Origin of the sequence: Alkalihalobacillus sp. MEB130, from assembly GCF_032335535.1 — a bacterium.
Classification (GTDB): Bacteria; Bacillota; Bacilli; order Bacillales; family Bacillaceae_D; genus Halalkalibacter.
On record NZ_JAOANA010000012.1, the window covers coordinates 94,839 to 119,903 of the forward strand.

Genomic DNA, 25,065 nt, shown 5'->3' on the forward strand with positions numbered 1-25,065 from the left:
TTATTACATCAATAAAAAGAGACCAGCTTACTTTCGGCTGGTCTTATCTAAATTTTGAACAACTACCTTGTTATTTGATTGATTTGGTCTAAATAATCGGTGTAAATGGATAAATAAATGTCCGCTTTTAAACATGGCTTCGACTTTATCGTCTCTGACTGCAAATGGCAATTCAACTGTTCGTTGAATGGGTCCTTGCGGAATCTCTTGATGTACTAGTCTGAAGCCGTTGTAATCAATATGAATAGTCCCTCTAACTTCAAGAGTCTTTTCATAGACATAAATATCAACATCTTCCAACTTTAATCCTGGCGTAGCAAAGATACATAGAAGTTCGTTTCCTGATTCATAAATGTTCATGCTAACGTCAGCATGCGAACTATTGCTACTCTCAACATCCATATTCTCAAAAGCGGAAAAAAAGTCTTCCCCTAGAAAGTTTGGCAAGGATTTCTTCCAATGATTCGGCCAATATCTGTTCACCTTAGTCCCTCCCATAGTTAGCTTCTTCTATATTTTTATGAATCTTTACATGATAGGTGACTAAGGTCTTTTCAACATTAGTATTCAGTGAAACCAATTTTCATTAGTTATTCACCCGGACATTCTTCGATAAACAGAATACACTAGCGTAACGAGAAAAATAAATGAATTAAAGGAGAATGACATGTTTCCTAACCAACCTAATCATCGCACAAAGCCACCAATGTCTCCTCTTGGATTTAACCCTTTTGAATTCGGGATGCAGCAAGTTCCTATGAATACTCCATTTTTCAAGAACTTTTTCAAACAAGTTCCACCGATGCAAGGACCGGGCCCAAATTATGATAACTATGCCAATCAACCTGGACAGCCATTTCAAATGGAAAACCCTTTCCATCCATCTTTTATGAATTTTGGAATCCCAAGTAACGGACCAATGAATCATCCTTTTTTAAAGTCATTCTTTGGACCAGAAGATTACCCAGTTGGAGAAGCTTATAAAAAACAAGAAGGCAACCAAGGAAACAATTCACCGAATCCAAACGATCATGATCAAACTATACAAGGTGGACCGCAACCGTTTGGTGGTAACCCAACTTCTCCATTCCCAAGCCTTAGTAAAATAAATGGAGGGCTTGGAAAAGCGGTGAATTTTTATAATCAAGTTAACCCTATGTGGAAGCTAATTAGTGGCTTTATGAAGTAGCAATATAATCATGGGAGTAGGCGAGGTTCTTTATATGGAACTTTGTTTGCTCCTCCACTCTTCTTTGTTGTTTTCTGTTATCTATTTTCATCTTCATTTTTCATAATCATTTTCTTCATTTATAACTCCAAAATTAAACTCATCCCCTATGACGATTTCATCTGCATTGATCTTTTGATTGGCTTGATGTCCTTTATGAATTGTGGGGCCATAATTAATCGAAGCACCTCCTGAAATATGGTTAATACTCAAATGATGAATAATGGTTTTATGCCCATATTTCTTCAACATCCTCCCTCCTTTCTCTCTTCTACTAAATTATGATTAAGCGGACAACCTCGTATAGTTGAAAGTCACCGAGTTTTGAAAAATGTATAGATGTCCCTTTTCAATTTTTAATCATGTCCAACAAAGAATGAAAAAAGTTTTTGGCGGACAAACATATTCAATAGCTACTTTCGATATAGTTAATTGAATCAATTATTGCAGGTTTCACTCGAAAAAGAGTGATTGAAAACGAATTATGGAATAAGGAGGAGATGAAAATTATAAATGCATATCGCTGACGGAGTAATTAGTCTACCTGTTGCGCTTACGACCACAGTTGGAGCTTTCGGCCTGTTAGCCTATTCGATTAAGGGAGTAAGGGAAGAAGAAATACCTAGAATCAGTCTTTTAACGGGTGCCTTTTTCGTTGCTTCATTGATCAACATTCCAATAGGTCCTACATCGGTTCATCCACTATTAGGTGGTTTTTTAGGTTTGGTTTTAGGAAAACGTGCCCCGCTTGGTATCTTTATTGGCTTGATTTTACAAGCTGTATTGTTTCAACATGGCGGAATTACAACACTCGGTGCAAATATGATCCTAATGTCTTTACCCGCCTTATTTATTTATTGGCTCTCTCGTTACCTCTACCATTCTTCCTTGTTTCTAAGAGGATTCCTTTCAGGTTTTCTTGCCATTGGTTTAGGGGTTGGACTTTTAATTGTTCTTCTATTATTTTCTGATCAACGTTACGGGGAAGGAGTATTTTCTGTTATACGAATTGTCATTTTTGCTTATTTTCCATTAGCTCTGCTTGAAGGAATTTTAACTGGATTTGCTGTAAAGCATTTATTTGAAATGAAGCCGAATTTATTTAAAGGAGATGTTTGATTGGAGGTGGTATAACCAGAATGAAAAAAAGCTCAAAAACTTTAGTGTTTGTTTTTTGTTTATCGTTAATGGTCGTACTTATTCCGGATCCTGTTTCTGCGCATCGCATGATAATTGAGCAAACAGATAGCAGCACCTTACATGTTCGCTACGATGATGGAACAAACGCTCAATTAGCGACTGTTACAGCTTATAACGAAAATGGCATGTTCCTTTTTGAAGGTAAAGTAGATCACAACGGTTATTATAAGTTTGATTCAGAACAAACACCACACCGTTTTGTAGCAGATGATGGTCTAGGACATCGAGTGGTCTTCATAAGAGATAACAATGAACAAGTGCTTCAAGCAATTCCATTGTGGATACGCACTTTCTTAGGAGTTTCTATCTTGTTGTTCATAGCGGCTTTGTTTAAGTATCGAACAAGACAAAAGACTTACAAGAGGTGAATGATTCTATGAAAAAATCATTTCTTTTTCTTCTAATTGCTTTTAGTTTCACGTTTTTACTAACTCCATCAAAAATTTCAGCCCATGAACTATTTATACAAGTGGAAGAAAATGATACGGATGAAGAATTAAGAGTCGATGTATTATGGGGGCACTTGAGAGACTTTTTAGATGTATCCAACCACGACAACTATGAGTTATATGTACGTTATCCAAATGGAAACGAAGAACAATTGTCACTTGAGAGTATCGGAGTCCACGCGGTATCATACGTACCCATAACAGAAGACGGCGATTATACGTTTTGGGCGATGAGAACGCCTAGTACATACACTCCTGATACTGGGATTACTCAATTAAGCAATCAAATGGCAAAAGTCATTCATCATGTAGGTAGTAGTTCATCGATCGCGGATCAACCAATTTCCTTAGACCTAGAAATTGTGCCAACCATCCATTTACCTAGTTTCACAACAGGCGTGTTTAGGGGAATCGTTCAATTAAACGGACATGAAGTGTCTGACGCAACAGTTACTGCTTATGGTCCTAACGGAGAGATATTAGAAAGTACCTCGGATCACAATGGGGTGATTGAATTTCAATTTGATTCAACAGGTGAGTGGTTACTCAAAGCAAATGTAAGAAGCGAGGAAGCGGGTACACTTGACGGAGAGGAATATGAGATCGTTAGTCAGACCTCGACTTTATTATTAGATACAGGTCAAACGGTAGAGTCATCAACCAATATATGGACGTTAGTCGCGATGTTAGTAATTGGTTTGTTTGTCGGTGCATCCATTGTTTTATTGACGGTTAAAAAGACGAGAGAAGAATAGCTAAATTCATGCAAAGGGGGACTATTTATGGCAGAAACGGCAGAGGCGAAATCAACCATTAGCAATTGGGCTCTTTGTTGGGAACCGCGGGCCAAGTTAATGGCTGCTATTCTGTACATTTTTGGTGTGATTAGCCTATCCTCCCCTTTTGTCGTATTCCTTGCCTATATGATAACTGTTATTGCTCTGTTGATGATGGGGATTTCCGTAACTTTATTAGTGAAAAGGTATTTAATTATTCTGCCTTTTCTTTTGTTAATGACCATTCCCTTAGTATTTGGCCATGGCTTTCCAATTAGTAGCGACCAAGTTTTATTTGCTAGCGTTATTTTATTAAAAGCCTTTACATCTATGACACTTATTACGATCATATTGGAAACTCAATCACTTGAACAATTTATGACTAGCTTGGCTCATTTGAAGGTACCTCCTGTTTTAATTACTGTCTTATTGCTCTCTTACCGCTATGTTTTTTTATTTTTAGATGACATTCAAAAAATGCAAACAGCTGCTAAATCACGTTTTTTTTATGGGGGAATTCGGCTTAATCAATTAAAAATTTACGGGCAGCTAACGGGGTGTTTACTAAGAAAATCATTAGACCGATCAGACTTAGTTTATGAGGCGATGGCATCACGATGTTTTAATGGAAGGTTACGGTTTGCTGATCCAAAAGCAGTAAAAAAGATAGATATTGGAAAAACAGTGTTGGCTGTTAGTTTTATTGTTATTTTGATAGGGGTAGAGAATTTCTATTTATAATAACAGCATTTCTGAACTTCTCCTCAGAAATGTTGTTCTATTTTGTGAAAAAACTAGAACAACTGGTACAATAAAGAGGGTACATAAATTATTGTAGAGGTGAATGATTGTGAAATATAAAACGGTAGGAAAAAGCGGGTTGGCTGTTTCAGAATTATGCCTTGGAACGATGACTTTTGGAAAAGCGACTCCTGAAGCTGAATCCATTAGGATAATTGATCGTTTTCTCGATGATGGTGGTAATTTCATTGATACGGCAGATGTTTATGTTGGGGGTAAATCGGAAGAGATAGTAGGAAAAGCGATTAAGGAAAAGCGACAAGATGTAATAGTAGCAACAAAAGTTAGGATGAAAATAGGAGACCGACCAAATGACGTTGGTTACTCGCGTAAACGAATTATGGATGGGATCGAAGCCAGTCTAAAAAGACTACAAACGGATTATGTAGATTTGTATCAGCTTCATGTCTGGGACCATTTAACTCCTATTGAAGAAACCCTTCGAACGTTAGATGATCTTATTACTTCTGGAAAAGTTCGCTATATAGGATGTTCCAATTTTTTAGCATGGCAAATGATGAAATCCTTATCGATCAGTGAACAAAAAGGGTATGCAAAATTTATATCGATACAACCTCAGTATAGTTTAGTCAACCGAGAGATGGACCGAGAAGTTATGTCTTTATGTAAGGAAGAAGGAATCGGAGTACTTCCATGGGGACCTTTAGGTAGTGGACTTCTTTCAGGAAAATATGATGGCATGGAAACACCCACATCCGGACGTCTTTCAGAAGGATTACAAGGAGAATCTAGTTGGGAAAACAAAGGGATAGAACGGAATTTTACAATTGTTAATAAAGTAAAAGAAATCGCTCAACAAATTGGTAAAACACCTACTCAAGTTTCTTTAAACTGGTTATTAATGAAAGAAGGTGTTACATCACCAATTTTCGGCGCACGAACACTTGAGCAATATGAAGAAAACATCAAAGCTGTTGGTTGGCGTCTCTCGGCAGAACATTTCGAGGAGTTAGATGATGTAAGTGCATTACCATCTGAATATCCGACCAGATTTATTGAAAAATTCCGTCGGGAGCTTTAAACAAAGAGATCAAAAAGGGTTAATTTTCTCCTTTTTGATCTCTTTGTGGGTTGAATTGATAGACATCTAAGTTAACTTTGTCATTTTCTACTTTCACTTCTTCTGCTTCTAATGACATTTTTTGTATAAAAAGTAATTCTTCATTTTTAATGCTTATTTCTCCTTTTGAATTGACCAACCGATGCCATGGCAATTGATGTTTTTTACTCATTGAATGTAAAATTCGTACGACCTGCCTGGCTGCTTTTGGACTACCAGCTAGATTGGCAACTTGACCGTATGTCATTACTTTTCCTTTTGGTATATGTAATATGATCTTGAGTACACGTTCTGTAAATGGTTGCATGATCGTAGCATTCCTTTCGTCATGATCAAGAAGGAAAGCAATGGGATTGGGATCCATTGCTTTTTGATGTTTTATTTTTTCGTCAAATCTATTGCTTTTTTTATATCTTTTAACGAATTGGATTTTCCATACATTAAGACACCACCACGGTAAATTTTTGCGCCAAATATAGCTAGTATGATAATAGCCAAAAGTAAAATTGCAATTCCTAGAAGAGGTTCAACAGGTGAAATGTTTAACATCCCCACTCTAAGAAACATAACCATTGGTGTAAAAAATGGAATATAGGAGGTTACTGTTATAAATGTTGAATCTGGGACTCCTAATCCAAACATGGCTATAAAAAAGCCAATCATGACTAGAAAAGTCATAGGTAAGATCATTTGCTGGACATCCTCAATTCTGCTAACTAAAGAGCCTAATAACGCTGCTAATGTGGCATACAAGAAATACCCTAGCAAAAAGAAAACAATTGCATAAAAGATAATGGAAGAAGATAAATCTCCAAAACCAAAGACATCAAAGAATCCACCAACAAGAGTATCTTGATTTTGAATAATAGAAAGATAGCCAACTAATAGCAAAATGGAAAGCTGAGTAAGTCCGACAAAGCCAATTCCAATAATCTTTGCGAACATTTGTTTCACTGGAGAAACACTTGATATAAGTATTTCCATGACACGAGAAGACTTTTCGGTCGCGACTTCCGTAGCAATCATATTTGCGTACATAATGACTGAAAAGTAAATGAAAAACAACAATATGTACACAATTCCTCTTGCTTGGTTTAGCTCTTCAGCGGACCTGGCTCCTTCCACTATGGCTTCCTGTGTAAAGGTTACAGGAGTATTCAATAGTGTTACTTCATCAATGGATAAGTCGAGTTGTGATGCAGCCGTCAGGGATTGAATATGTTGCAAAGCTGCATGAATACTTGATGTTACAACATTTCCAGATAATGAAGTTGATATGTAGATGGCTTCGGGGAACTGTTCCGGACCATAAGATAATTTGAGTAGTCCTTCATAAATCCCTTCTTCTACTTGTAGTTCAATTTCTTCTTGAGAAACAGTAGCTAATGAAAGTGTGATATCTTCATTCAGAACGGCTAATTCCTCTTCTAATAAAGGTAATAACTCACCAGACTCATCAATAACCGCTACTTGATAAGTAGAATCTTCCCCTTGAAAGACGTCTATAATTAGACCAATATTGGCCATAATAAAAATCCCAACCGCTAGTATAGTGGTAGTAATAATAAATGATTTTGCTTTGAGTTTTGAAAAATAAGCATGTGATAACATAATCCAGAAATTATTCATAGGAAGTCCCCACCTTTTCAATGAAAATATCTTGCAAAGACGGTTCCTCTAATTCAAACTTTCTTACAAAACCAATTGAAACAATTTGTTGAAATACTTTTTCAGCAACACCTTCCGACTCTACCTGCAAGTGTACTCCTTCTGTTGTTTTTTTCCACTTAAGAACACCCGGTAGGGATTGAAGCACCGATAAGTCGAAATCAGCATGGATAGAAATATTCTTTTTGCCAAACGATCGTTTAATCGTTTTTAATTCACCAAGAACTACAGGAGCACCATGATGCATGATACATAAATTCTCACATAACTCTTCAACATGTTCCATTCGGTGACTTGAGAACACAATGGTTGTTCCGCTTTCTTTTAGGTCTTTTACTGCTTCTTTTAGAAGTTCAACATTGACAGGATCTAATCCACTAAAGGGTTCATCTAAAATGAGAAGAGTTGGCTTATGGATGACGGATGCGATAAACTGTATTTTTTGTTGATTTCCCTTTGAAAGTTCCTCTATTTTTTTGTTTTTGTACTCAGGTACATTAAAACGATCAAGCCACATGTCTAATTCGTTTAAAATATCTTGTTTTTTCATCCCGCGCAATCGAGCCAAGTAAATGATTTGATCACTTACTTTCATTTTAGGGTAAAGACCTCGTTCTTCGGGCAAATAACCAATCTTGTTTGTAGTAGTATAATTGATTTCTTGGCCATCCCATGTAATCGATCCTGCAGTCGGATCTAACAATCCTAAAATCATTCGAAACGTTGTCGTTTTGCCCGCTCCGTTCGCTCCTAAGAACCCAAACATTTCATTTTTTGGTACTTCTAGTGAAAGATTATTAACGGCTGTAAAGGCACCGAATCGTTTTGTTACGTCTTTTACTAATAATGTCATCCTCCCCACCCTTTCTTCCTAATTATGTTACATTCTACTATTATTTTGATTTTTTAAATCTAGTTACTTTTATGTTTTTATTCTAAGTATTAATTGTCTTTCCTTTTTCTTTTTATAGCTGATACAATTTGCTCTTTTATGGACGCCTTACTCGTAAATACAAGATAATTTGATTTTTGCGTTTTTATGTAAATTCGTTCCGTTGTACCATATGGATATCCAATTCGCATGACCGAACTTTTATCCCCAGCATACGTATCATCACTTGTTACATCTACAATGTCAGTAATAGGTATATTCATTTTCGACAACTGCCATTTAAATACAATATCATCTTTCGTTTGTTCAATTTTGACTTCGAACATATCCATCCCACCATTTCCGTAATACTATGTCTTAGGTTTTTCTGTAACTAACAACGTAAGCGTCTCTAATTCTACGTTTCAATAACAAAGATGGTTTCATACGATAACGATCTCATGAAAAAAGGATAACAAATAGTTTCCTTAGATGTTATCCTTGATGTTCTATATAATTCGAACCGTATATTATAATTGGAACCGTATATTATAATTGGAACGTGTAACTTAAAAATGATTGATCATTCACAAAACCCATCTTTTTATATAGATTTTGTGCTTTTATATTTGTTGCTGCTGTTTCTAAGCTTAGGAATTTTGCGCCTGTATCATTACATAATTCTATTGATAATTGTATTAACTGTTGCGCTACACCTGATCTTCTATACTCTTTTTTTACATACAAATCATTTAAGATCCAGGCTTTTTTCATCGAAACCGATGTAAAGGTTGGATACAGCTGAACAAAACCAACAAAACGTTCATGATCCTTAGCAACAAAATGATTGATTCTTGATTGATAATACGGCTTTTAATAAAGTCGTAAGCCCCTTTCCTATCCTCTTCTTGATCATAAAATTGTCTATATTGATCAAATAATTCAGAAACCTTTTCTACATCAGAGAGCGATGCTTGATAATATTCCATTTTACATTCCCCTTACCTTAATTATTAGTACTGCTCTATTGTTATATTAAACGCTAATCCCATTTTAATAGTGTTAGCACGAATATAATAGAGTGTCTGTCTTATAAATTGATATAATTCACCCAAGCTTCTGTAATATCTATGTAAACATATTGTAATACTATTCTAGTTCATTCTTTCATAGGGATAAATTAATAGGATCTCTTAAAAACGATAAAAACTAGGAGGATTTTTCATGAAGAAACTAATTTATCTGCTAACATTCCTAGCAGCCCTATTTATTGCTGTTCCAACTTTTGCCTATACTGTGCAAGAGGGTGACACGATGACCAAAATCGCACACCAAAACGGTTTGACATTAGAAGAAATAGCAAGGGCTAACCCACAGGTTACAAATCTTGATCTCATTCTTGTTGGACAGGAAATCAACTTACATAAAAGCAATCCTACTTCCGAATCCAATTCGGTAGAAGCCTATAGTAACGAAACCTATACTGACGAGCTTGTTCTTTCAGAAAACGAATTAGATTTATTAGCAAGAATTGTACGAGCTGAAGCTCAAACAGAACCATTTGAAGGAAAAGTGGCAGTAGCGGATGTTGTGTTAAACAGGGTAGAAAGCTCAGAATTTCCAGATACGATAGAAGAAGTCATATATGAACCAAGACAATTTCAACCCGTTTCCAATGGTCAAGTGAACAAACCAGCGGATGAGGAATCGATTGAGGCAGTAGCAGCGGCAATATCTGATATGAGAAATATAACCGAAGACTCTTTGTTCTTTTATAACCCAGACATTGCTACAAACCGATGGCTAGATACAAGAGAAACAACGGTTGTCATTGGACAACATGTATTTAAAAATTAACTACTCGGTTGTTATTTCTTTATTAAAAGCATTTCATTTAAGCCAAATTAATGAAAGCAGGGCTCTTTTGCTTGAAAAATCGACTCCGTAGTCTGCTGTCATTAATTTGGAAATCAACCTCTTTTCAACACCAACGTAAGACATTTATAACTCTACCTCAAGTTACTAACGTTAAACACATTAAAACTTACCTTTATTTCATAATGGTAAGTTTTATACTTTTAACACCAACCGTTTCGTTTGAAGCATGTGTCCATAAAAATCTTCGACGTATTCATCTATCAAACGAAAGCCTCTTGCTTCATAAAAAGCCTCACCCACTTCATTACCTTTTTCTACTTCAACATAAATATTTTCTATATTGTTAAGTTCTTTCATACCGGTAGTTAGGAGTTGGCTTCCAACTCCCTTTCCTTGTTTACTCGGGCAAATATACATAGCACCTAAAGTTGCTTCTAGCTCATTTGAGAAAAAGTTGGCAAAGCCAATCACTTCCTTGTTCATGGTTGCAACAAGAAATAAAGATTTCTTTATTCTCAGCTCCATTCTTTCATCTGAATAAGCACTTTCAATAAACTTGTTTTGTACATCAATTGGAATGAGTCCTTCATATGTATGGTTCCATGTTTCTTTCGCTAATTTTTGTATGTCAACAATGTCACCATTATTTGCTTTTCTTATCATAGTGTTACCGAACATTGGACTACCTCCCCCATCTAGATAACAAGGGAGCTGTCACTTTGACAACTCCCAACTTTTTTACTTTTTTACGCTAGCAATAAGCTCATTCAGTTCCGGCGAGAACCCTTTTACAGCTTGATCGCCTACTACTGTAACGGGAACACCCATAAAACCAAATTTCTCCACTTCTTTTTGATATTCCTCACTAGCCATAACATCTCTTACTTCAAAATCAATGCCTTCATCCTTTAGCATTTTTTTCACATAGGTACACTCGACACAGCCATCCGTTGAATAGACAATTACTTGTTTACTCATTCAGCAACTGCCTCCTTAATTGCTTGTGTTGTTATTTTCCAATGTGACGTATTCCAACGAACCTTTCCATCTTCAAGTAAGAAAATTTGAGGTGATTCGTGCTTAATTCCAAACTGTTCTGCAATTTGATTAGAAATTGGTCGATCTTCAATTACTAACACAATGGCTGCCGATATGTTTGTCTCTTTCACATAAGCCTGAAATTCTTCATGAGCTTTTGCGCTTATTGGACAGGTTGTACTATGTTTAAAAAGTAAGTGTTTTCCTGATTGTTGTACAAACTGATTCATCTCTTCAATGCTTGTTAGTTGTTTCATCGTAAAGTAACACCATCCTATTGTTGAATACTTTTCAATTACATTACCACAATCAGGAAGAAATGACTATGAAAACGATTGTTTCTTTTTCTTATTAGAATTATTTGATAAAAGCTTTTCTTTTTTATTCATCTCAGGTAAAATTAAGGAAAGCGCTTACTCAAAAAATAAATTTATACTAAATAGGTGATAACATGAAACGAACGCAACCATTCTTAATCATTTTTAGTGGGTTATTAGCTTTGTACTCAATTTATCAAATAGTTAACAATTTCATGCAATCTAATATGTTCATTCATATCCTTGCGTCAATATTGTTTGGCACAATCTGTTTAATTGAATATCGTAGCTATAAAAAGAAAAGGAAAATCAGAAATCAGCAACTTGCTCAAGAGCAACATTAGTCATAACAGTAAAAAACAAGAACCAAGGTGAATCTCACCTTGGTTTCTTGTTAACATAGATCAGTATGTACTTTTAAATAGTCTATAGACCCTCAAAATCATCTTCAGACAGATCAAACTCTTTTATCATCTCTTTTATGATTAAATCAATCCCTTTAACTTCACCTAGATTGATTTGTTTTATCTCAATAAGTTTCTCATTATTCAATTGTTCAAACAAAGCATTTTTTTTACATATCAGCCGTTGAACGTAATTTCTAAGATGAGCTTTGTCAATTTGTTCCGACACCATTTACCAACTCCAGAATAGATTACCAACAAAGAGTACATATAGGTAAGCTTATTATAAAACGAATCTATGTAGAAGTCGAATAAAGTAGAAAAATATTATAAAAAAACAAACCGACTCCAATATTAGTAAGAAATTTCTTTCATCTGTTTCAAGTCAATCAGATGTTCACATATTGGAGTAATCTCGGTAACGACATCCTTTTTTATTATCTGTTTTATTTCATTTTTCTTTTGTTTAGCTGCTGTTAATTGAGTAACAGTGGTGAAGAAAATACATGATTGATTTTTTAGTGATTGGTCTTGTCTTGTTGTTGGGTCATGTAAATCAAAAAACAAATCTACTATTTCTGTATAAGATACTTTCCACGGATCAAACCAAATCTCTACAATATCTATGTTTGCCCCTTTTAATTGTCCAACATGAACATTTTCAATCCCACGAATAACTGTATAAAAAGGTTTTTTACTAAAAAATTCACTTGCTCCAAACACTGCTCTTTCCATAATTTGCTCGCTCCTTTGAGCGATAAGCCTTCTATTCATCAAAAAACCTCTCTTTGTATGAAAAGAGAGGTTAAAATGATTTTATCCATCCTCTCATCTTTCAAAGGTTAAAACCTTTGCAGGAATTAGCACCGTTTAAGTCTAAAATCGACTTAATGGTTGCCGGGTGTCATAGGGCCTGGTCCCTCTACCACTCTGAATAAGAAGTTTATCGCTATTTAATTATTTTTTTTAATCATGTAATTGTTATTAATAATAACAATTCCTTATCTGAAATTCAAGTACTTTTTTAAAAATTCGATTTTTTCAACAAAATACACATGAAATCATGGAGGTATCTAAGGGGCCATTTACTTTCTTGGCGTTGTTTTCTCTTCCCAATGCGCTAAATTATTAGCATCTTGCTAAACCTTCGCAGGAGATCATAAACCCAACTTTTTCTATTCGGTGTTTTCTTGTAGTGTTTTTATCAGTTCTTCGAAATTATCATTAAACCTGCCTATTTCATAATCATAGAAACCAGTGTTTACATGATTCCTAGAAGATTCTCTAATAGCACTTGATATATTCAAGGAAGCATACACTATACAAAAACTTAAAAGTACAATTGCACCCGTCATCGATAATTTTGGTTTCTTCGTTTCCAAGTAGGTCCCTCCTAAAGACGTTCAATCTTGTTTTCTTTTAGTTTACCACCAATAACTAACAATTTGTTCCAGTATCTTAATAGTAGATTAAGTAAAACAATGAAATCACTGATATAATAGCATTCTTGCTGTTACTGGAAAGTGATCTGAAGCATCACTTTTAACCACACTTACTTCATCTACGGCAAAATCAGAGCTATGGAAAATATAGTCAATTTGCCAATCTTCACTATAATACGTTTGAAAAGGTATGCCTTTATTGCTTTTGATTAATCGGTCATTCCAAATGTGATATTCTTGTTGACTCGGTACGGAATTTAAATCTCCCGTTAAAACAATTGGCCCATCAATCGTTTTTATTTTATTATTGATTTCTTCAATAGCTCTTGAGCGCTCTTCTCTGTTTAGTCCTAAATGGGTGTTGATGATATGAATGGTATGAGTGTCCGATATTTGAAGCTCTACAAAGATCGCTGTTCTCGTTTCTATACGGTTCGAAAATGTGAGTGTTTGTTCGTTTATAATAGGAAACGTAGTTAAGATAGCATTCCCATAGTAAAGGCCAGGATAGGCTAAGGAAGGAGAAAAATAGGCGTTCATGTTAAGTTCTTTCGCAATCACATTCACTTGGTCAATGAAATTGGATCGCAAGCTATTCCTTTCAACTTCTTGTAAACTGATAATATCCGAATCTAAAGATTGAAGGGTTTCGATTGTTCTATTAATATCTACTCTATTATCTTGTCCCTTCCCATACTGTATATTATAAGATGTAACCGCTATCAAAAAATCTTCTTCTAAAAAAAGCTTGTTATTATGTACTGATATAAGTGTTTCCTCTTTATTCAATTGATGATAGTAATGTACACAAAAAATAAAAATGAGTGCTATTTGTAAGAAAGCATGTTTCTTGTCCATCGAGCCCTCCTTTCTTCGATAATCTAAGTATACCATAACAATTCAGAAAATTCAGTTAGTACATTTATCCAAAAAAATAGAGCCAACTAACCGGTTGGCTCATAGCTCATATTAAAGTTCGAAATCTACACCAATGCTGTCTACTCTTCCTACTTCACGAATAAAAGCAGCTACTTTTTGGTGTTCTTCGTTTTCAACATACGCATCAAGTGCTGCTCTGTCTTCAAAACGAACAGTTAGTACAACTTGATATTCTTTGCTTTTCTCAGCAAAGTTAAGGCCCGCTTGTAAATCCACAATTCCTGTTAAGTGTTGCTTTAAACCTTTAAATTGGTCAACAACTTCCTGCAGTTGCTCTTGTGTGGTTGTTTCTCCAAATTTTACAAGTACAGTACGATTAATCATTTCCAATTCCTTCTTCCTGCTTCATTTTTTTGCCAAGTTTTATTGTATCGAACAATTTTTGAAGAAGCAATTCTAACGTACGATTTTGAGCACTTAGCTCATATTTGAAATACTGAGTTATTTCGTCAACCGAAATGGATCATGTTATGGTATAATTTGTATATCCTTGAAAAAGGGGTTTTGACATGAAGACTGGAGATTTTTTACGTTTGATGGAAACAGTGATTCTTGGATTGTTGGGTGGATATTTGTTTAATATAGCTAACCTTCCATTGCCTTGGGTATTAGGTTCATTGACGGCTGTCATGCTTTGGCAAGGCTTTACAAAAAGGCAAGCCCACTGGCCAAGTTTTATTAAAAATAGTGGATTAATAATTCTTGGTATATATTTTGGGTTATATTTCACCATTGAAACTTTCACGATGATTGGCCCTTATTTATTTGCTTTTCTTTTTCTAACCATTCTTTTAATTGCAACGAGTATTTTTATAAGTTCATATATTACAAAATGGATTGATGTTGATAAGATTACTAGCGTTTTTGGGTCGATTCCTGGTGGGTTAACCGAAATGGTTATTGCTAGTGAATCACTTAATGCAAAATCCTCACTTGTTGTCATTTTTCAAACAGTCCGTTTAATAACGGTTCTTTTTATTGTCCCTGCGGCGATTATCTTTTACTTTTCTCAGATTGTGACTCCTTCTGTTGCGACTTCTACAACAGATTTCTCACTAGGTGGATGGGACTATCGTTATTTATGGTTCATTCTTCCAGTGATAGCGGGGATTTTATGTCGCAATAAGATTCCTGCCGGAGTTGTTATAGGTCCACTTGCTGTAACGGCTCTACTAAATATGAGTGTGGTTGAATTATCGAGCGTTCATCCATTTTTCTTACTTATGGCTCAAGTAGCAGTGGGAATAGGCCTAGGTAAGAATATTTCATTTTCAGATCTGAAGATGGGTGGAAAATTTAGCATCGTTTATTTTGGTGTGTCAATTAGTTTGATTGTCGTATCATTTGTATTAGGGGTAATTTTAGCTCAAACAACTTCATTAGACTTAGCAACAGCGATTTTAAGTTTAGCTCCGGGTGGTTTGATTGAAATGGTATTAACAGCATCCATAGTCGGGGCAGATCCAGCGATTGTTAGTGCGTTTCAGCTTATTCGCATCCTAATTATCATTATCTTTGTTCCGCCTTTTTTGAAATGGTATTTCAGAAAAACAGTTACTCAAAACGCAGCATAAAAACCATTTGCCTTTTTCTTAAGAGCAAATGGTTTTTATTTTGAACTTAAATGGCCACTACCATTTTAATTTTGTAAACGTTACTTTTAGTAACTCAGTCTCCTCATCTGACAGACCCCAATCGTCTATTTCTTGCCTTACATGAGCTAATGTTCCAAACTCACGAACAAAACCATTTAATCGAGCAGCCAATGTTGAGTGTAAAAAGGCATCATGGGAAGAAAAAAGAGTTAACAGCGTTTGATATGCTGATTTGTAGCGTTTCAAGTAATATTTTTGATGTTTAGCTTCAGCTAGGTAAAAGGTTTCGAAAGGTTTAATCTCTGTTTGAATTTCAATATGACTTTTCTTTGAACATTCTTCATTCATAAAATACGCTTGCTTTTTTTGACTTTCATTATGATAAAGCAACAATGACATATACTGTCTGCCTCCATAACCATTGGCATTTCGCGATCGATGGTTTCTCCAAAAGACATCTAATATCTGTTCCAACGTTAGAATATTTGGATCATAATCAATTTGAATTGTTTCTGTATGATCACCCATTTGTCGATAGGTCGCATTGGCAGTTGTACCTCCAGCGTAGCCAACGCGTGTCCGAATGACACCAGGAAAATGCCCGAACCGAGCATCAGGACCCCAGAATCAGCCCATCCCTAGTGTGATTGTTTCAACTTCACGTGAATTACGGCAAAAAGGATTGATTTTCATTTCGTTGATGCCTCCTAGTTATGAATGAATTGATTTGTACATTCTAATAATAGTTAGATCTACATTAACTAAGCATAACATACAATCCATCATTCATTCTCCTTATCCGACTAGGCTTATTCCCGAAACGAAAGACTTAGAGAAGCAAATTATTACATCGCTAGTAAATGATTTAGAGATTGCTGAAGCATGTGGTTCGATCGGAGTTGTTGTTCATTTTGGGACAACAAAATCACTGGATGTTTTAGAAGGTTACAAAAAATGATCGAGATGTTAAACCGCGTCCTTATCCGCTACAATGGCGGCCCTACTTCTTATCGAGAATAATGCCGGAGCAGGTTCAGACATGGGAATCACTTTTGAAGAACTAAGCCAAGTTCGCAGCTTAACAGATAATCCGAACAAAATTGGGTTTTGTTTGGATACATGTCACGCATATGCAAGTGGGATCTATACAGGTGATAACTGGAATGAACTCGAAGAAAAAGGTGAAGAGTTAGATTACCTCCCTCATTTAAAAGCAATCCATTTCAATAATTCAAAATATCCATTCTTATCACGAAAAGATCGACATGCAAACCTACTATCTGGTCATATTAAAAAAGAGCAATTACAACACTTACTTGCCTCTAAAAAATTAAAAAGCATCCCTTTTATTGTTGAGACACCAAAAGATGAAGGTATTACACATCAATCAGAAATACAATGGATGAAAAGCAGCATCGAATAATATAGAAAGTTAGTTGTTTTACTGCAACTAGCTTTCTTTGTTGTTATAAAACAAACTCGTTGTATTTTTAGAAAATAGGCAAAATAAATTAAACTTTATTATAAAACAGAGTTGCATTACGACCTCTGTTATAATACAATATGAGTAACAAAATATTTGGAGGGATTTAAAATGACACCTACACCTGAATACTTCAGAAAGATCGAACCGAAAAAATGTACTGATTGCGGAACAGATATTGTGGAGATGCATGAATCGTATTTAAATCAGTGCGAAAAATGCTTAAGACTTGTCGAGCACCAGTAAGTGCATTCTGTATTAATACAGATGGATAGCGAAGCATAGAATGGTTCACACCTAGTACACAATCACGATCATTGCTACCGAGGTATTTGAAAAGGTTTTTTAGCCAACCTTTTGAAATACTTCTTTTTTTTAGTGATAAGAGAGGAGTTTTTTAGTGATGACTATTTATACTGCTGATCTTTGTGATGAACATGGAGATACAATTAAAGTTGCAGAACCAATCTTTACTCAATATGGAAAGCGCCGTTCTTTTTCCGGCATGATTTACACCGTTAAAGTATTTGAAGATAACGTTCTAGTAAAGAAAGCATTACAAACTATACCTAAAGGAAGTGTATTAATTGTAGATGGAGGTGGCTCGCGTAGTTGCGCTTTGGTCGGCGATAATCTCGCGGATCTCGCGATTAAGCGCGAGATAGCCGGGATTGTAGTGAATGGTTGTATTCGGGATACTGCACAAATTAACGAGATGGATATAGGCATCTTTGCGCTTGGTTCTCACCCTCTAAAAAGCAAGAAACAAGGTAAGGGGCAGGAACATGTAGATGTGTATTTTGCTGGTGTTAGTTTCCAACCAGAATCATATCTGTATGCTGACGAAGACGGAATTGTGCTATCAAATTTGAAGAAATAAGAGATATATAGAAAAAGAGTTTTTCGCGTTTCTTTGTACTAAACGGACAAACTCTTTTTCTATTACGATTTTTCTCATTTAACATGGGTTTGTTCAAGTACTACTGTATTTGATCGCATAATTGAAATAATGGTAATTACTAAGCATGTTGCCGCAAAAACAGCTAACATAATAAAACCGATGCTATAAGAACCGGTTGCTTCTTTTACCATTCCCATCACCAAAGGTGGAAAAAAACCACCAATGCCACCTATAGCACTAATAATACCAGTGACAGCACCTGTATTATTGGGTGAAACTTCTGGTACCAGTTTAAAAACAGCACCATTTCCTGCTCCTAATAACACAGCCATTCCTAGACAACTTAAACTAAAAATTAAAAAGGTATCTAATGAAAGAGCCATAAATGACGCTGTTAGGATGATCCCGGTAAACAGAATGGCAATGAGTTGATTGGCTCCAAACTTATCGGCTAAATACCCTCCTAGTGGACGAATAAGCGTTGCCGCAACAACAAATACCGCTACATGAAAGCCCGCATTAACAGCCGAGAAATGAAACGTTTCTTGTAGTAATGTTGGTAAATAAAAACTAAATGCAACAAATCCACCAAAAGTAAGAAAATAATATAACGAAAGTACCCAAGTCGCTCCATATTTTATTACTGATAATGATTCTTTTAATGTTTTTACCTTGTTGACTTTAGGTAGCTCTTTCGTTCCAAGCCAAAAAATCACGGTCATTATGGCAAGAGCGAACGCTAAGCCCCAAAAAGCCCACTCAATCCCAAATAAGGTAACGATAGAAGGAACAGTAAAAGAAGCAACGGCCGTTCCTAAATTTCCAATGCCGATAATGCCCAATACTAATCCTTGTTTATGTGATGGGTACCATTTTGAAACATATGTAATCGCAATCGTGAAAGTTGTACCGGCCATTCCAATTAGAAAGGCCCAAAAAAGTAAGGCCTCAAACGAATTGGCAAACCCAGCAGCAAACATAGAAATCACACTAAAAATCATCGTCAAAGTATAGACTTTTCTTGCCCCGAATTTATCAGCAACAATCCCCATAGGAATACGCATGATGGATCCTAATAGAATTGGAATGACAATAATGAAACTTCTTTGAGTCTCACTAAGTTGGTATTGCTCCTGTAAAAAAGAAGCTATTGGTGAAAAGACAGACCAAACAGCAAATGAAATGATCATGGCTAATGTCGATAGAACAAGTGCTGCTGTTTTCCCGCGTACTTGCATTTAAGACCCTCCTCTTGCTCTTCATGCATGCTTGATTTCTTTACGCTGAATGAATTTTATTGGCTCAAGTTTAGATGAAATATTCAAAACAATCTATTAGATTGTCAGAAATTATCACACTAAATCTAGTTTTTAATATATATCTTTAAAGATTAGTGAAGCCTAAACCCCTTAACTAATAAGCGTAATGGCATTTCTTTCTAAGAAGTTTAAAATAGTATTTTGTTTAAATGTTAATGCACTAACTTGAAAAATGACCATACAAAAAAGCAGTGATTAAGGTATATCTTAATCACTGCTTACGGTTAAATCGTACATATTTCAACTGGACAATCGCCGCATTGTAAGAAATCTTTTAAAAATTGAAGGTCTTTAATAACAATTCTGTTGTTCTCGTAATAGATAATTTCTTCCTTTTTTAATTCATTCATCATTCGATTGACACCTTCTCGAGTTGTGCCAATATAATTTGCAATCTCCACATTCGTTAAATTTATATTGATAATAATTCCTTTTTCATGTGGGACCCCATAAGAGTTGCTAAAACGAATAAGTGTAGAATATAAGCCACCCTTTTTGCCACATAAGATGAGATCACGAAACTTTGATTGTGTAGATTGATTTTGAATAGCAGACCATTTCATAAACGTAACAGCCAACTCGCCATTTTGCATAAATAACTTCTCTATTGCCGTCCGTTCGTAACGGACAAGTAAGGCATCTTCTTCTACGGTTGCCGTAACAGCTACTGATAATTCATTAAAAAGTCCAGTTTCTCCAACGAGTTCATCTTTTTGAATGAGACTAACTGAAAATTCTTTTCCATCCGAAGTCATTTTACTTAGTCGGACCAAGCCATCTAACACTAAATAAATATATTTTGGGGCATCTCCTTCAGAAAATAGAACAGAACCTGATTGCACTTGGATTTTCGTTCCTTTTGATAAAAGCATTTGTTGATTTTCTGTGCTTAACTGCTGAAAGAAGCGAACCATTTTTTGTTCATGATTTCCCATAAGTGACACCTCTCTTTCAACTCTAATTAACTCCATTTATCCTACCATTAGTATGTGATGATGTAAATTGGATGTTACTGTATTGTATAAAAAAAAGACAACAAAGGAAGCCTGAATAAAACCAACAGGCTTCCTTCCTTATTTATATTCAATCTTTCTCCACTTAAACATAGTAGCAAGAGCAATCACTGATGAAACCATAGCAACTGTGGTGTAGCGATAAATTAAATGAAATTCTAATCCTAAATAAGCTTCAATCGTCCATTGCAACATGACCACATTTAAAGCTAAAGCAACAAAGATAATGATCCAACAAATCGTTTTAGCCATGGCGAATCTTCCTTCCTACTGCATAAACGACTCCATTTTGAACTTCAATCTCAATTAATGGTAGCTCACGTTGAGGAGGCCCAGCTATTGGATGACCATTATTCAAGTCGAAGTACCCTTGATGACACGGACAAAGCAAAACTTCACTTTCCTTTTCATAAAAAACCGGACACATTAAATGAGTACAAGCACTATTATAAGCTTTTAACTCTCCTGCTTTTGTGTGAATCAATAGGGCAGGATCTTTTTCTGTTGGGTAATTAAATGTGATGGAAGACCCTTGTGGTAAATCGTCTAACTTTGCAATTTCAACTAGCTCTCTTTCTTCATCAAAATCTCCTAAGAACGCTTTTACGGAAAATGGCAAAGTTGAAAGCCCGAGAGCAACAGTTGCTCCAACGGCTGTTTTCAAAAAGGCCCTCCTATTAAACTTCAGATCATCAAACCGACTAATATTATCCTTTAAATTAACCATATCATCTTGGCTTTGATGCTTTTCACGTTTGCATTTTGGTTGATCAGTCATCGTTGAACCTCCTCTCTAATCTGAATAGACACCGAAAAATTCAGGAACATACTTCCATTTATCATTTTCACTCGGTTTCTTTCCTTCAATTAAATTCATTTGCGTACGACGTCTGCGTAATGATTGCATTTCTTCAAAATCAATAAAACGAATTGCTTCACTTGGACAAACAGATGCACACATCGGAGCAATGTCATATTTTGAGCGGTCGTAGCACATGTCGCATTTGTACATTTTGTTTTCCTCAAAATCAAATTTAGGAATTCCGAACGGACATGCAAATGTACAGTTACGACAACCAATACATTTTTCATCCATTGCTGAAAGTACGACACCTTCTTCTGTAATCTGAATTGCATTTGCCGGACAAACTCGGGCACAGGCAGGGTCTTTACATTGCATACACATCATTGGAAACGTTTGTCTGCTTTCTGTAAAGTCAATGTACTCTACATAATTTCGTTCTTTTGCATCATGATCGCCACATTCTCGGCATGCCGCTTGACATGCGCGGCAGCCGATACATCGTTCAAATTCTAGGTACATAATTTTATTCATGGAAAGGTCCCCCAGTAAGCTTCTGATTTTATATTTTCTCTATTTTTACTGCAGCTACTTTGAATTCAGGCATCCTTGATACAGGATCTAGTGCTGGATTCGTTAATTGATTAACCGCTAGTTCTTTCCCCCAGTGATAAGGAATAAAAACCGTATCTTTTCGAATCGCTTTTGTAATTCGTGCTTCAACCGTCATATTAGAACGTGGACTAGAGATTAACACGTTATCTTTATTAGAAATATTGTATTGACTCGCAAGCTCAGGATGAATCTCGATATATGGCAATGGACATTGCTCCATTAAAAAGTCAACACGTCTTGTTTGTGTTCCTGATAAATAATGAAAGACGACACGTCCAGTTGTTAAAATGTGTGGATACTCTTTGGACGGTGTTTCACCTGGCTCTGCCCAATCAACAGCTGCAAGATTAGCCTTGCCATCTTCTGTTCCGAACTTCTCTTTAAACATCGTTGGCGTACCTGGGTGATCTTCAGAAGGACAAGGCCAAAAGACTCCATCTTCTTTATCGATTCGTTCCCACGTAATTCCGTGATAATCAGCTTTTCCGCCTTTTGAGGCAATCCGTAATTCCTCGAAAATTTGTCTTGGATTATCATAGTTAAAGAATTTCTCTTTCCCCATTCTCTTTGCGATACCACACATGATTTCCCAATCTGTTTTTGCTTCTCCAAGTGGCTCTGTTACTTTTCGAACACGAATAACACGGCCTTCTAAGTTTGTTGTTGTTCCTTCATCTTCTGCCCAAGTTGTTGTTGGAAGGATAACGTCAGCGAATTCAGCTGTTTCTGATAAGAAGAAGTCACTTACAACTAGAAACTCTAGCTTTTTTAATCCGTTCCAAATATGTTCTAGATTTGGTGCGGATACAGCCGGATTGCTACACATAATATGCATTGCACGTATGTTCTCATTTTGTATTTCATCAAACATTTCGTACGCCGAAACCCCTGCTTTTGGCATTTCTTCTGGTTTAATGCCCCATACGCCAGCGACATACTTTACATGTTCAGGATTGTCAATTTTACGGTATCCAGGTAAAGCATCTGCTTTTTGCCCATGCTCACGACCACCTTGCCCATTTCCTTGTCCTGTGATTGTCGCAACTCCTGAAGCAAATTTTCCGATTTGTCCTCTAAGCAACGCCATCGACGTATAAAGAGTTACATTGTCTACTCCTTTATTTTGTTGCTCAATTCCACGACAGAACGTCACAATCGATTTAGGAGCTCTTCCATATATGTGAGCAGCTTTAATGATTTTTTCTTTTGCCACTCCTGTAATCGATTCTGTATATTCAGGTGTAAACTTTTTAACCATTGCTTTAAGTTCTTCGTAATTGTTACATCTTTCGTTCACATACTCTTCATCAACATAGCCTTCTTCCACTAACAAGTGCATAATCCCATTAGCCAAAGCTGAATCAGAACCTGGTTTTAAATCAAGATGAACATCCGCCACTCGCGCTGTTGGTGTCTCCCTTGGATCGGCAACAATTAATTTAGCTCCTTTGTCTTTTGCCTTCCACAACCATTGAATCATGGTAGGGTGACACTCTGCTGTGTTCGAACCAGCCATAAACAAGCAATCTGTGTGTTCAAACTCTGGCAATGGCAAACTTGATCCACGGTCTACCCCAAGAGTTTTCATTAACCCTCCAGCAGCAGATGACATACAGAATCGGCCATTGTAATCTAAAAATCTTGTACCAAGTCCAACACGCGCATATTTACCAACTAAATAACATTTTTCGTTTGTCATTGATACTCCGCCAAAAACTCCTACAGCATCTTTTCCATGTTCGTTCTGAAGTCTCTTGAAGTTTTTTTCAATTAAGTCATACGCTTCTTCCCAGCTAGACTCAACAAATTGTCCGTTCTTCTTAATTAAAGGTTTTAGGATGCGCTCTTTATGATTAACCGTTTGATATGCGGTAACGCCTTTTGGACACATTTTACCAAGTGTAACAGGCCAGTCATAGCGTGGTTCAACCCCCACAACCTTCCCAGATTTTTCATTTACTCGTATATGCATGCCGCATTGCATGCCGCAATAACAGCAATGAGTCGTAACTAATTTTTCACCTGGTTTTTGTAAATTCTTCACACCGTCTTTAACTAGAAAATCACTCATTTATTCGTCCCCCGTTTTCTCATAGTAAGAATCATCTCGTTTTTGTCCGAACCCAGGAATATGAATGCCATTATTGGTCTGAATTGGTCCATTCGGAGATGGTAAGTTTGATTGAATGTTTAATTGTTTCATTACTCGAATTCTGCGGCGACAGCTAGGGCAATAATCAGCTAAGTACGTACCGTCTGCAAGCTGCAAGTCAAAGCTTTGTACGCCAAGAATTTCTTTCACATCAGCAATCTGATCGTCGTTGCTGTAAGGTGTTTGACAAGATGTACACTCTCTTGTATCAACACCGACTACTTCTTGATAGTTCATAGGAACAGCTGTAGCTAATGGTCTTACTGGCAAATGAAACAGCTTTCCAAATGGGAAATACACTAAAAATATAACGACTGTAATTTGATGGATGAGCGCTAAATAATTGTGCATCCATCCACCGAGAAACTTATATGATACGGTTAAAAGCAGCCCTGATACCGTCACCCAAAGTAGGATATATAATGGAAGCAAATCAAATTCAACACGTTGAGTGACTTTTACATCTTGATTTCGTGATCTTCTAATAAGTGCCATCGTCACACCAATTAACACCATCATTGCAGTAATGTTTAAGCCGTTGTATACCAGTTCAGCAAATATTCCGTTTGCTGCCATCGTAATAGTTGGAATTCCCATTACAACCATCTGATACGTTTCAGGGTCCACCAACTTGAAGTGCATCCAACCGAACGTTAATCCAAATGTAATCGCAAATGAACCAATACAGCCCCATGCAATCAGCCAATGCATAATCCCTCTATAAATTCCGCGCTTGAAAATGAATTTTTGAAGGATTATATTATCAAAAGCCGTTTTTATAATAGCTTTCCAGTTACGTTTCGCTCTTTTTTTCTTCTTCATATTCGCAAAGCTTCTTTTTAATACTTGATGAGTGGCTGGTCTAACAGCCCACGCACATAAGCGAATTGTCATTCCAATTGCAAACACAAAGGACGATATCAAATAACCAAACAACATTAAATCAATATGAGAGAATTGTCCTGTACCAATCCACATTAAGAAAATAAGTACCATAACAATAACAAAAGAATACATACTTGCTTTTGAATAAAATGATTTTTCAATTTGGCTCATTTTGCCACTCCTAACTGCATCTCTTAGTTTGATAGGT

36 protein-coding genes, 1 pseudogene and 1 riboswitch are annotated in these 25,065 nt (G+C 36.1%); of the genes and pseudogenes, 13 read left to right on the top strand and 24 right to left on the bottom strand.

Translation table 11 applies throughout. The annotated features are described in order from the left end of the window. Positions 1 to 27: 27 nt before the first annotated feature. Positions 28 to 483, bottom strand: a complete 456-nt coding sequence (locus N0O92_RS13435; RefSeq protein ID WP_315615177.1) for an Hsp20/alpha crystallin family protein — start codon at positions 481 to 483, stop codon at positions 28 to 30. Positions 484 to 667: 184 nt separating this feature from the next. Between N0O92_RS13435 and N0O92_RS13440 the strand changes: the two genes are divergently transcribed. Beyond that, entirely contained in the window at positions 668 to 1,189 is a 522-nt protein-coding gene (locus tag N0O92_RS13440; RefSeq protein ID WP_315615178.1) for a hypothetical protein, read from the top strand. 93 nt (positions 1,190 to 1,282) lie between these two features. On the opposite strand, the gene N0O92_RS13445 is transcribed toward N0O92_RS13440, so the two are convergent. Then, a complete protein-coding gene (locus N0O92_RS13445; protein ID WP_315615179.1) occupies positions 1,283 to 1,477 on the bottom strand; it encodes a hypothetical protein in 195 nt (64 codons plus the stop codon). A 264-nt stretch (positions 1,478 to 1,741) separates the two neighbouring features. Here N0O92_RS13445 and N0O92_RS13450 point away from each other — a divergent pair, with 264 nt between their 5' ends. The 5 genes from N0O92_RS13450 (at position 1,742) to N0O92_RS13470 (ending at position 5,496) form a co-directional block, all read left to right on the top strand. Next, positions 1,742 to 2,347, top strand: a complete 606-nt coding sequence (locus tag N0O92_RS13450; RefSeq protein WP_315615180.1) for a CbiM family transporter — start codon at positions 1,742 to 1,744, stop codon at positions 2,345 to 2,347. A gap of 20 nt (positions 2,348 to 2,367) precedes the next feature. Further along, a complete protein-coding gene (locus N0O92_RS13455; protein ID WP_315615181.1) occupies positions 2,368 to 2,796 on the top strand; it encodes a hypothetical protein in 429 nt (142 codons plus the stop codon). Positions 2,797 to 2,804: 8 nt separating this feature from the next. Then, the gene (locus N0O92_RS13460; protein WP_315615182.1) at positions 2,805 to 3,632 is read left to right on the top strand and encodes a DUF4198 domain-containing protein; all 828 of its coding nucleotides are present in this window, start codon (positions 2,805 to 2,807) and stop codon (positions 3,630 to 3,632) included. 27 nt (positions 3,633 to 3,659) lie between these two features. Beyond that, a complete protein-coding gene (cbiQ, locus tag N0O92_RS13465; protein ID WP_315615183.1) occupies positions 3,660 to 4,394 on the top strand; it encodes a cobalt ECF transporter T component CbiQ in 735 nt (244 codons plus the stop codon). 103 nt (positions 4,395 to 4,497) lie between these two features. Next, positions 4,498 to 5,496 (top strand): aldo/keto reductase, encoded by a 999-nt coding sequence (locus N0O92_RS13470; protein ID WP_315615184.1) that lies wholly within the window; start codon positions 4,498 to 4,500, stop codon positions 5,494 to 5,496. A gap of 19 nt (positions 5,497 to 5,515) precedes the next feature. Here N0O92_RS13470 and N0O92_RS13475 read toward each other — a convergent pair whose 3' ends face one another. From N0O92_RS13475 to N0O92_RS13500, 6 genes are all read right to left on the bottom strand, one after another. Next, positions 5,516 to 5,842, bottom strand: coding sequence for an MGMT family protein (locus N0O92_RS13475; protein WP_315615185.1), 327 nt, complete (start codon positions 5,840 to 5,842; stop codon positions 5,516 to 5,518). A 71-nt stretch (positions 5,843 to 5,913) separates the two neighbouring features. Further along, complete coding sequence (locus tag N0O92_RS13480) at positions 5,914 to 7,164, bottom strand: ABC transporter permease (protein ID WP_315615186.1); 1,251 nt, start codon at positions 7,162 to 7,164, stop codon at positions 5,914 to 5,916. Next, complete coding sequence (locus N0O92_RS13485; protein ID WP_315615187.1) at positions 7,157 to 8,056, bottom strand: ABC transporter ATP-binding protein; 900 nt, start codon at positions 8,054 to 8,056, stop codon at positions 7,157 to 7,159. The genes N0O92_RS13480 and N0O92_RS13485 overlap by 8 nt, the downstream gene beginning before the upstream one ends. A gap of 89 nt (positions 8,057 to 8,145) precedes the next feature. Next, on the bottom strand, positions 8,146 to 8,421 hold the full coding sequence (locus tag N0O92_RS13490; protein ID WP_315615188.1) for a SunI/YnzG family protein: 276 nt from the start codon (positions 8,419 to 8,421) through the stop codon (positions 8,146 to 8,148). A gap of 202 nt (positions 8,422 to 8,623) precedes the next feature. Beyond that, positions 8,624 to 8,926, bottom strand: coding sequence for a GNAT family N-acetyltransferase (locus N0O92_RS13495; RefSeq protein ID WP_315615240.1), 303 nt, complete (start codon positions 8,924 to 8,926; stop codon positions 8,624 to 8,626). After that, complete coding sequence (locus tag N0O92_RS13500; RefSeq protein WP_315615189.1) at positions 8,845 to 9,063, bottom strand: hypothetical protein; 219 nt, start codon at positions 9,061 to 9,063, stop codon at positions 8,845 to 8,847. The genes N0O92_RS13495 and N0O92_RS13500 overlap by 82 nt, the downstream gene beginning before the upstream one ends. A 235-nt stretch (positions 9,064 to 9,298) precedes the next feature. Here N0O92_RS13500 and N0O92_RS13505 point away from each other — a divergent pair, with 235 nt between their 5' ends. After that, the gene (locus N0O92_RS13505) at positions 9,299 to 9,931 is read left to right on the top strand and encodes a cell wall hydrolase (protein ID WP_315615190.1); all 633 of its coding nucleotides are present in this window, start codon (positions 9,299 to 9,301) and stop codon (positions 9,929 to 9,931) included. A 213-nt stretch (positions 9,932 to 10,144) separates the two neighbouring features. On the opposite strand, the gene N0O92_RS13510 is transcribed toward N0O92_RS13505, so the two are convergent. The 3 genes from N0O92_RS13510 to ytxJ are packed head-to-tail and all read right to left on the bottom strand — an operon-like array spanning position 10,145 to position 11,247. Continuing rightward, entirely contained in the window at positions 10,145 to 10,630 is a 486-nt protein-coding gene (locus N0O92_RS13510; protein WP_315615191.1) for a GNAT family N-acetyltransferase, read from the bottom strand. Positions 10,631 to 10,690: 60 nt separating this feature from the next. Next, positions 10,691 to 10,930, bottom strand: a complete 240-nt coding sequence (locus N0O92_RS13515) for a glutaredoxin family protein (protein WP_315615192.1) — start codon at positions 10,928 to 10,930, stop codon at positions 10,691 to 10,693. After that, complete coding sequence (gene ytxJ, locus N0O92_RS13520; RefSeq protein ID WP_315615193.1) at positions 10,927 to 11,247, bottom strand: bacillithiol system redox-active protein YtxJ; 321 nt, start codon at positions 11,245 to 11,247, stop codon at positions 10,927 to 10,929. The genes N0O92_RS13515 and ytxJ overlap by 4 nt, the downstream gene beginning before the upstream one ends. Before the next feature lie 194 nt (positions 11,248 to 11,441). Here ytxJ and N0O92_RS13525 point away from each other — a divergent pair, with 194 nt between their 5' ends. Continuing rightward, positions 11,442 to 11,651, top strand: coding sequence for a hypothetical protein (locus N0O92_RS13525; RefSeq protein ID WP_315615194.1), 210 nt, complete (start codon positions 11,442 to 11,444; stop codon positions 11,649 to 11,651). 82 nt (positions 11,652 to 11,733) lie between these two features. On the opposite strand, the gene N0O92_RS13530 is transcribed toward N0O92_RS13525, so the two are convergent. The 5 genes from N0O92_RS13530 to N0O92_RS13550 form a co-directional block, all read right to left on the bottom strand. After that, a complete protein-coding gene (locus N0O92_RS13530) occupies positions 11,734 to 11,943 on the bottom strand; it encodes a hypothetical protein (protein WP_315615195.1) in 210 nt (69 codons plus the stop codon). Positions 11,944 to 12,065: 122 nt separating this feature from the next. Continuing rightward, positions 12,066 to 12,446 carry a peptide-methionine (S)-S-oxide reductase gene (locus N0O92_RS13535; RefSeq protein WP_315615196.1) on the bottom strand — a complete coding sequence of 127 codons (381 nt, stop codon included), beginning with the start codon at positions 12,444 to 12,446 and terminating at the stop codon, positions 12,066 to 12,068. Positions 12,447 to 12,536: 90 nt separating this feature from the next. Beyond that, positions 12,537 to 12,652, bottom strand: a riboswitch (SAM riboswitch). A gap of 234 nt (positions 12,653 to 12,886) precedes the next feature. After that, complete coding sequence (locus N0O92_RS13540) at positions 12,887 to 13,093, bottom strand: hypothetical protein (protein ID WP_315615197.1); 207 nt, start codon at positions 13,091 to 13,093, stop codon at positions 12,887 to 12,889. 105 nt (positions 13,094 to 13,198) lie between these two features. Next, positions 13,199 to 14,011 carry an endonuclease/exonuclease/phosphatase family protein gene (locus N0O92_RS13545; RefSeq protein ID WP_315615198.1) on the bottom strand — a complete coding sequence of 271 codons (813 nt, stop codon included), beginning with the start codon at positions 14,009 to 14,011 and terminating at the stop codon, positions 13,199 to 13,201. Between the two features lie 111 nt (positions 14,012 to 14,122). Further along, a complete protein-coding gene (locus N0O92_RS13550) occupies positions 14,123 to 14,416 on the bottom strand; it encodes a Dabb family protein (RefSeq protein WP_315615199.1) in 294 nt (97 codons plus the stop codon). A 185-nt stretch (positions 14,417 to 14,601) separates the two neighbouring features. On the opposite strand from N0O92_RS13550, the gene N0O92_RS13555 reads away from it, so the two are divergent. Then, positions 14,602 to 15,666, top strand: a complete 1,065-nt coding sequence (locus N0O92_RS13555) for an AbrB family transcriptional regulator (protein WP_315615200.1) — start codon at positions 14,602 to 14,604, stop codon at positions 15,664 to 15,666. 57 nt (positions 15,667 to 15,723) lie between these two features. On the opposite strand, the pseudogene N0O92_RS13560 reads toward N0O92_RS13555, so the two are convergent. Continuing rightward, positions 15,724 to 16,302: pseudogene (locus N0O92_RS13560) on the bottom strand (peptide-methionine (S)-S-oxide reductase MsrA); the annotation flags it as partial. Between the two features lie 112 nt (positions 16,303 to 16,414). Here N0O92_RS13560 and N0O92_RS13565 point away from each other — a divergent pair. The 4 genes from N0O92_RS13565 to rraA all read left to right on the top strand — a co-directional run bounded on the left by N0O92_RS13565 (position 16,415) and on the right by rraA (position 18,050). Continuing rightward, entirely contained in the window at positions 16,415 to 16,645 is a 231-nt protein-coding gene (locus N0O92_RS13565; RefSeq protein WP_315615201.1) for a hypothetical protein, read from the top strand. Between the two features lie 33 nt (positions 16,646 to 16,678). After that, entirely contained in the window at positions 16,679 to 17,110 is a 432-nt protein-coding gene (locus N0O92_RS13570; protein WP_315615202.1) for a TIM barrel protein, read from the top strand. 171 nt (positions 17,111 to 17,281) lie between these two features. Beyond that, a complete protein-coding gene (gene yhfH / locus N0O92_RS13575) occupies positions 17,282 to 17,416 on the top strand; it encodes a protein YhfH (RefSeq protein WP_315615203.1) in 135 nt (44 codons plus the stop codon). Between the two features lie 157 nt (positions 17,417 to 17,573). Then, positions 17,574 to 18,050: a ribonuclease E activity regulator RraA gene (gene rraA, locus N0O92_RS13580; protein ID WP_315615241.1), complete on the top strand. Its 477-nt coding sequence runs from the start codon at positions 17,574 to 17,576 to the stop codon at positions 18,048 to 18,050. A gap of 74 nt (positions 18,051 to 18,124) precedes the next feature. Here rraA and N0O92_RS13585 read toward each other — a convergent pair whose 3' ends face one another. The 7 genes from N0O92_RS13585 to N0O92_RS13615 all read right to left on the bottom strand — a co-directional run bounded on the left by N0O92_RS13585 (position 18,125) and on the right by N0O92_RS13615 (position 25,028). Next, entirely contained in the window at positions 18,125 to 19,309 is a 1,185-nt protein-coding gene (locus N0O92_RS13585) for an MFS transporter (RefSeq protein WP_315615204.1), read from the bottom strand. Between the two features lie 305 nt (positions 19,310 to 19,614). Then, the gene (locus N0O92_RS13590; protein ID WP_315615205.1) at positions 19,615 to 20,325 is read right to left on the bottom strand and encodes a Crp/Fnr family transcriptional regulator; all 711 of its coding nucleotides are present in this window, start codon (positions 20,323 to 20,325) and stop codon (positions 19,615 to 19,617) included. 138 nt (positions 20,326 to 20,463) lie between these two features. Then, positions 20,464 to 20,655, bottom strand: coding sequence for a hypothetical protein (locus tag N0O92_RS13595; RefSeq protein WP_315615206.1), 192 nt, complete (start codon positions 20,653 to 20,655; stop codon positions 20,464 to 20,466). Continuing rightward, the gene (locus N0O92_RS13600; RefSeq protein ID WP_315615207.1) at positions 20,648 to 21,181 is read right to left on the bottom strand and encodes a Rieske 2Fe-2S domain-containing protein; all 534 of its coding nucleotides are present in this window, start codon (positions 21,179 to 21,181) and stop codon (positions 20,648 to 20,650) included. Before N0O92_RS13600 ends, N0O92_RS13595 begins: the two co-directional genes overlap by 8 nt. A gap of 15 nt (positions 21,182 to 21,196) precedes the next feature. After that, positions 21,197 to 21,739, bottom strand: a complete 543-nt coding sequence (locus tag N0O92_RS13605) for a 4Fe-4S dicluster domain-containing protein (RefSeq protein WP_034633364.1) — start codon at positions 21,737 to 21,739, stop codon at positions 21,197 to 21,199. A 28-nt stretch (positions 21,740 to 21,767) separates the two neighbouring features. Next, complete coding sequence (gene fdhF / locus N0O92_RS13610) at positions 21,768 to 23,891, bottom strand: formate dehydrogenase subunit alpha (RefSeq protein WP_315615208.1); 2,124 nt, start codon at positions 23,889 to 23,891, stop codon at positions 21,768 to 21,770. Next, the gene (locus N0O92_RS13615) at positions 23,892 to 25,028 is read right to left on the bottom strand and encodes an MFS transporter (RefSeq protein WP_315615209.1); all 1,137 of its coding nucleotides are present in this window, start codon (positions 25,026 to 25,028) and stop codon (positions 23,892 to 23,894) included. Positions 25,029 to 25,065 lie beyond the last annotated feature (37 nt).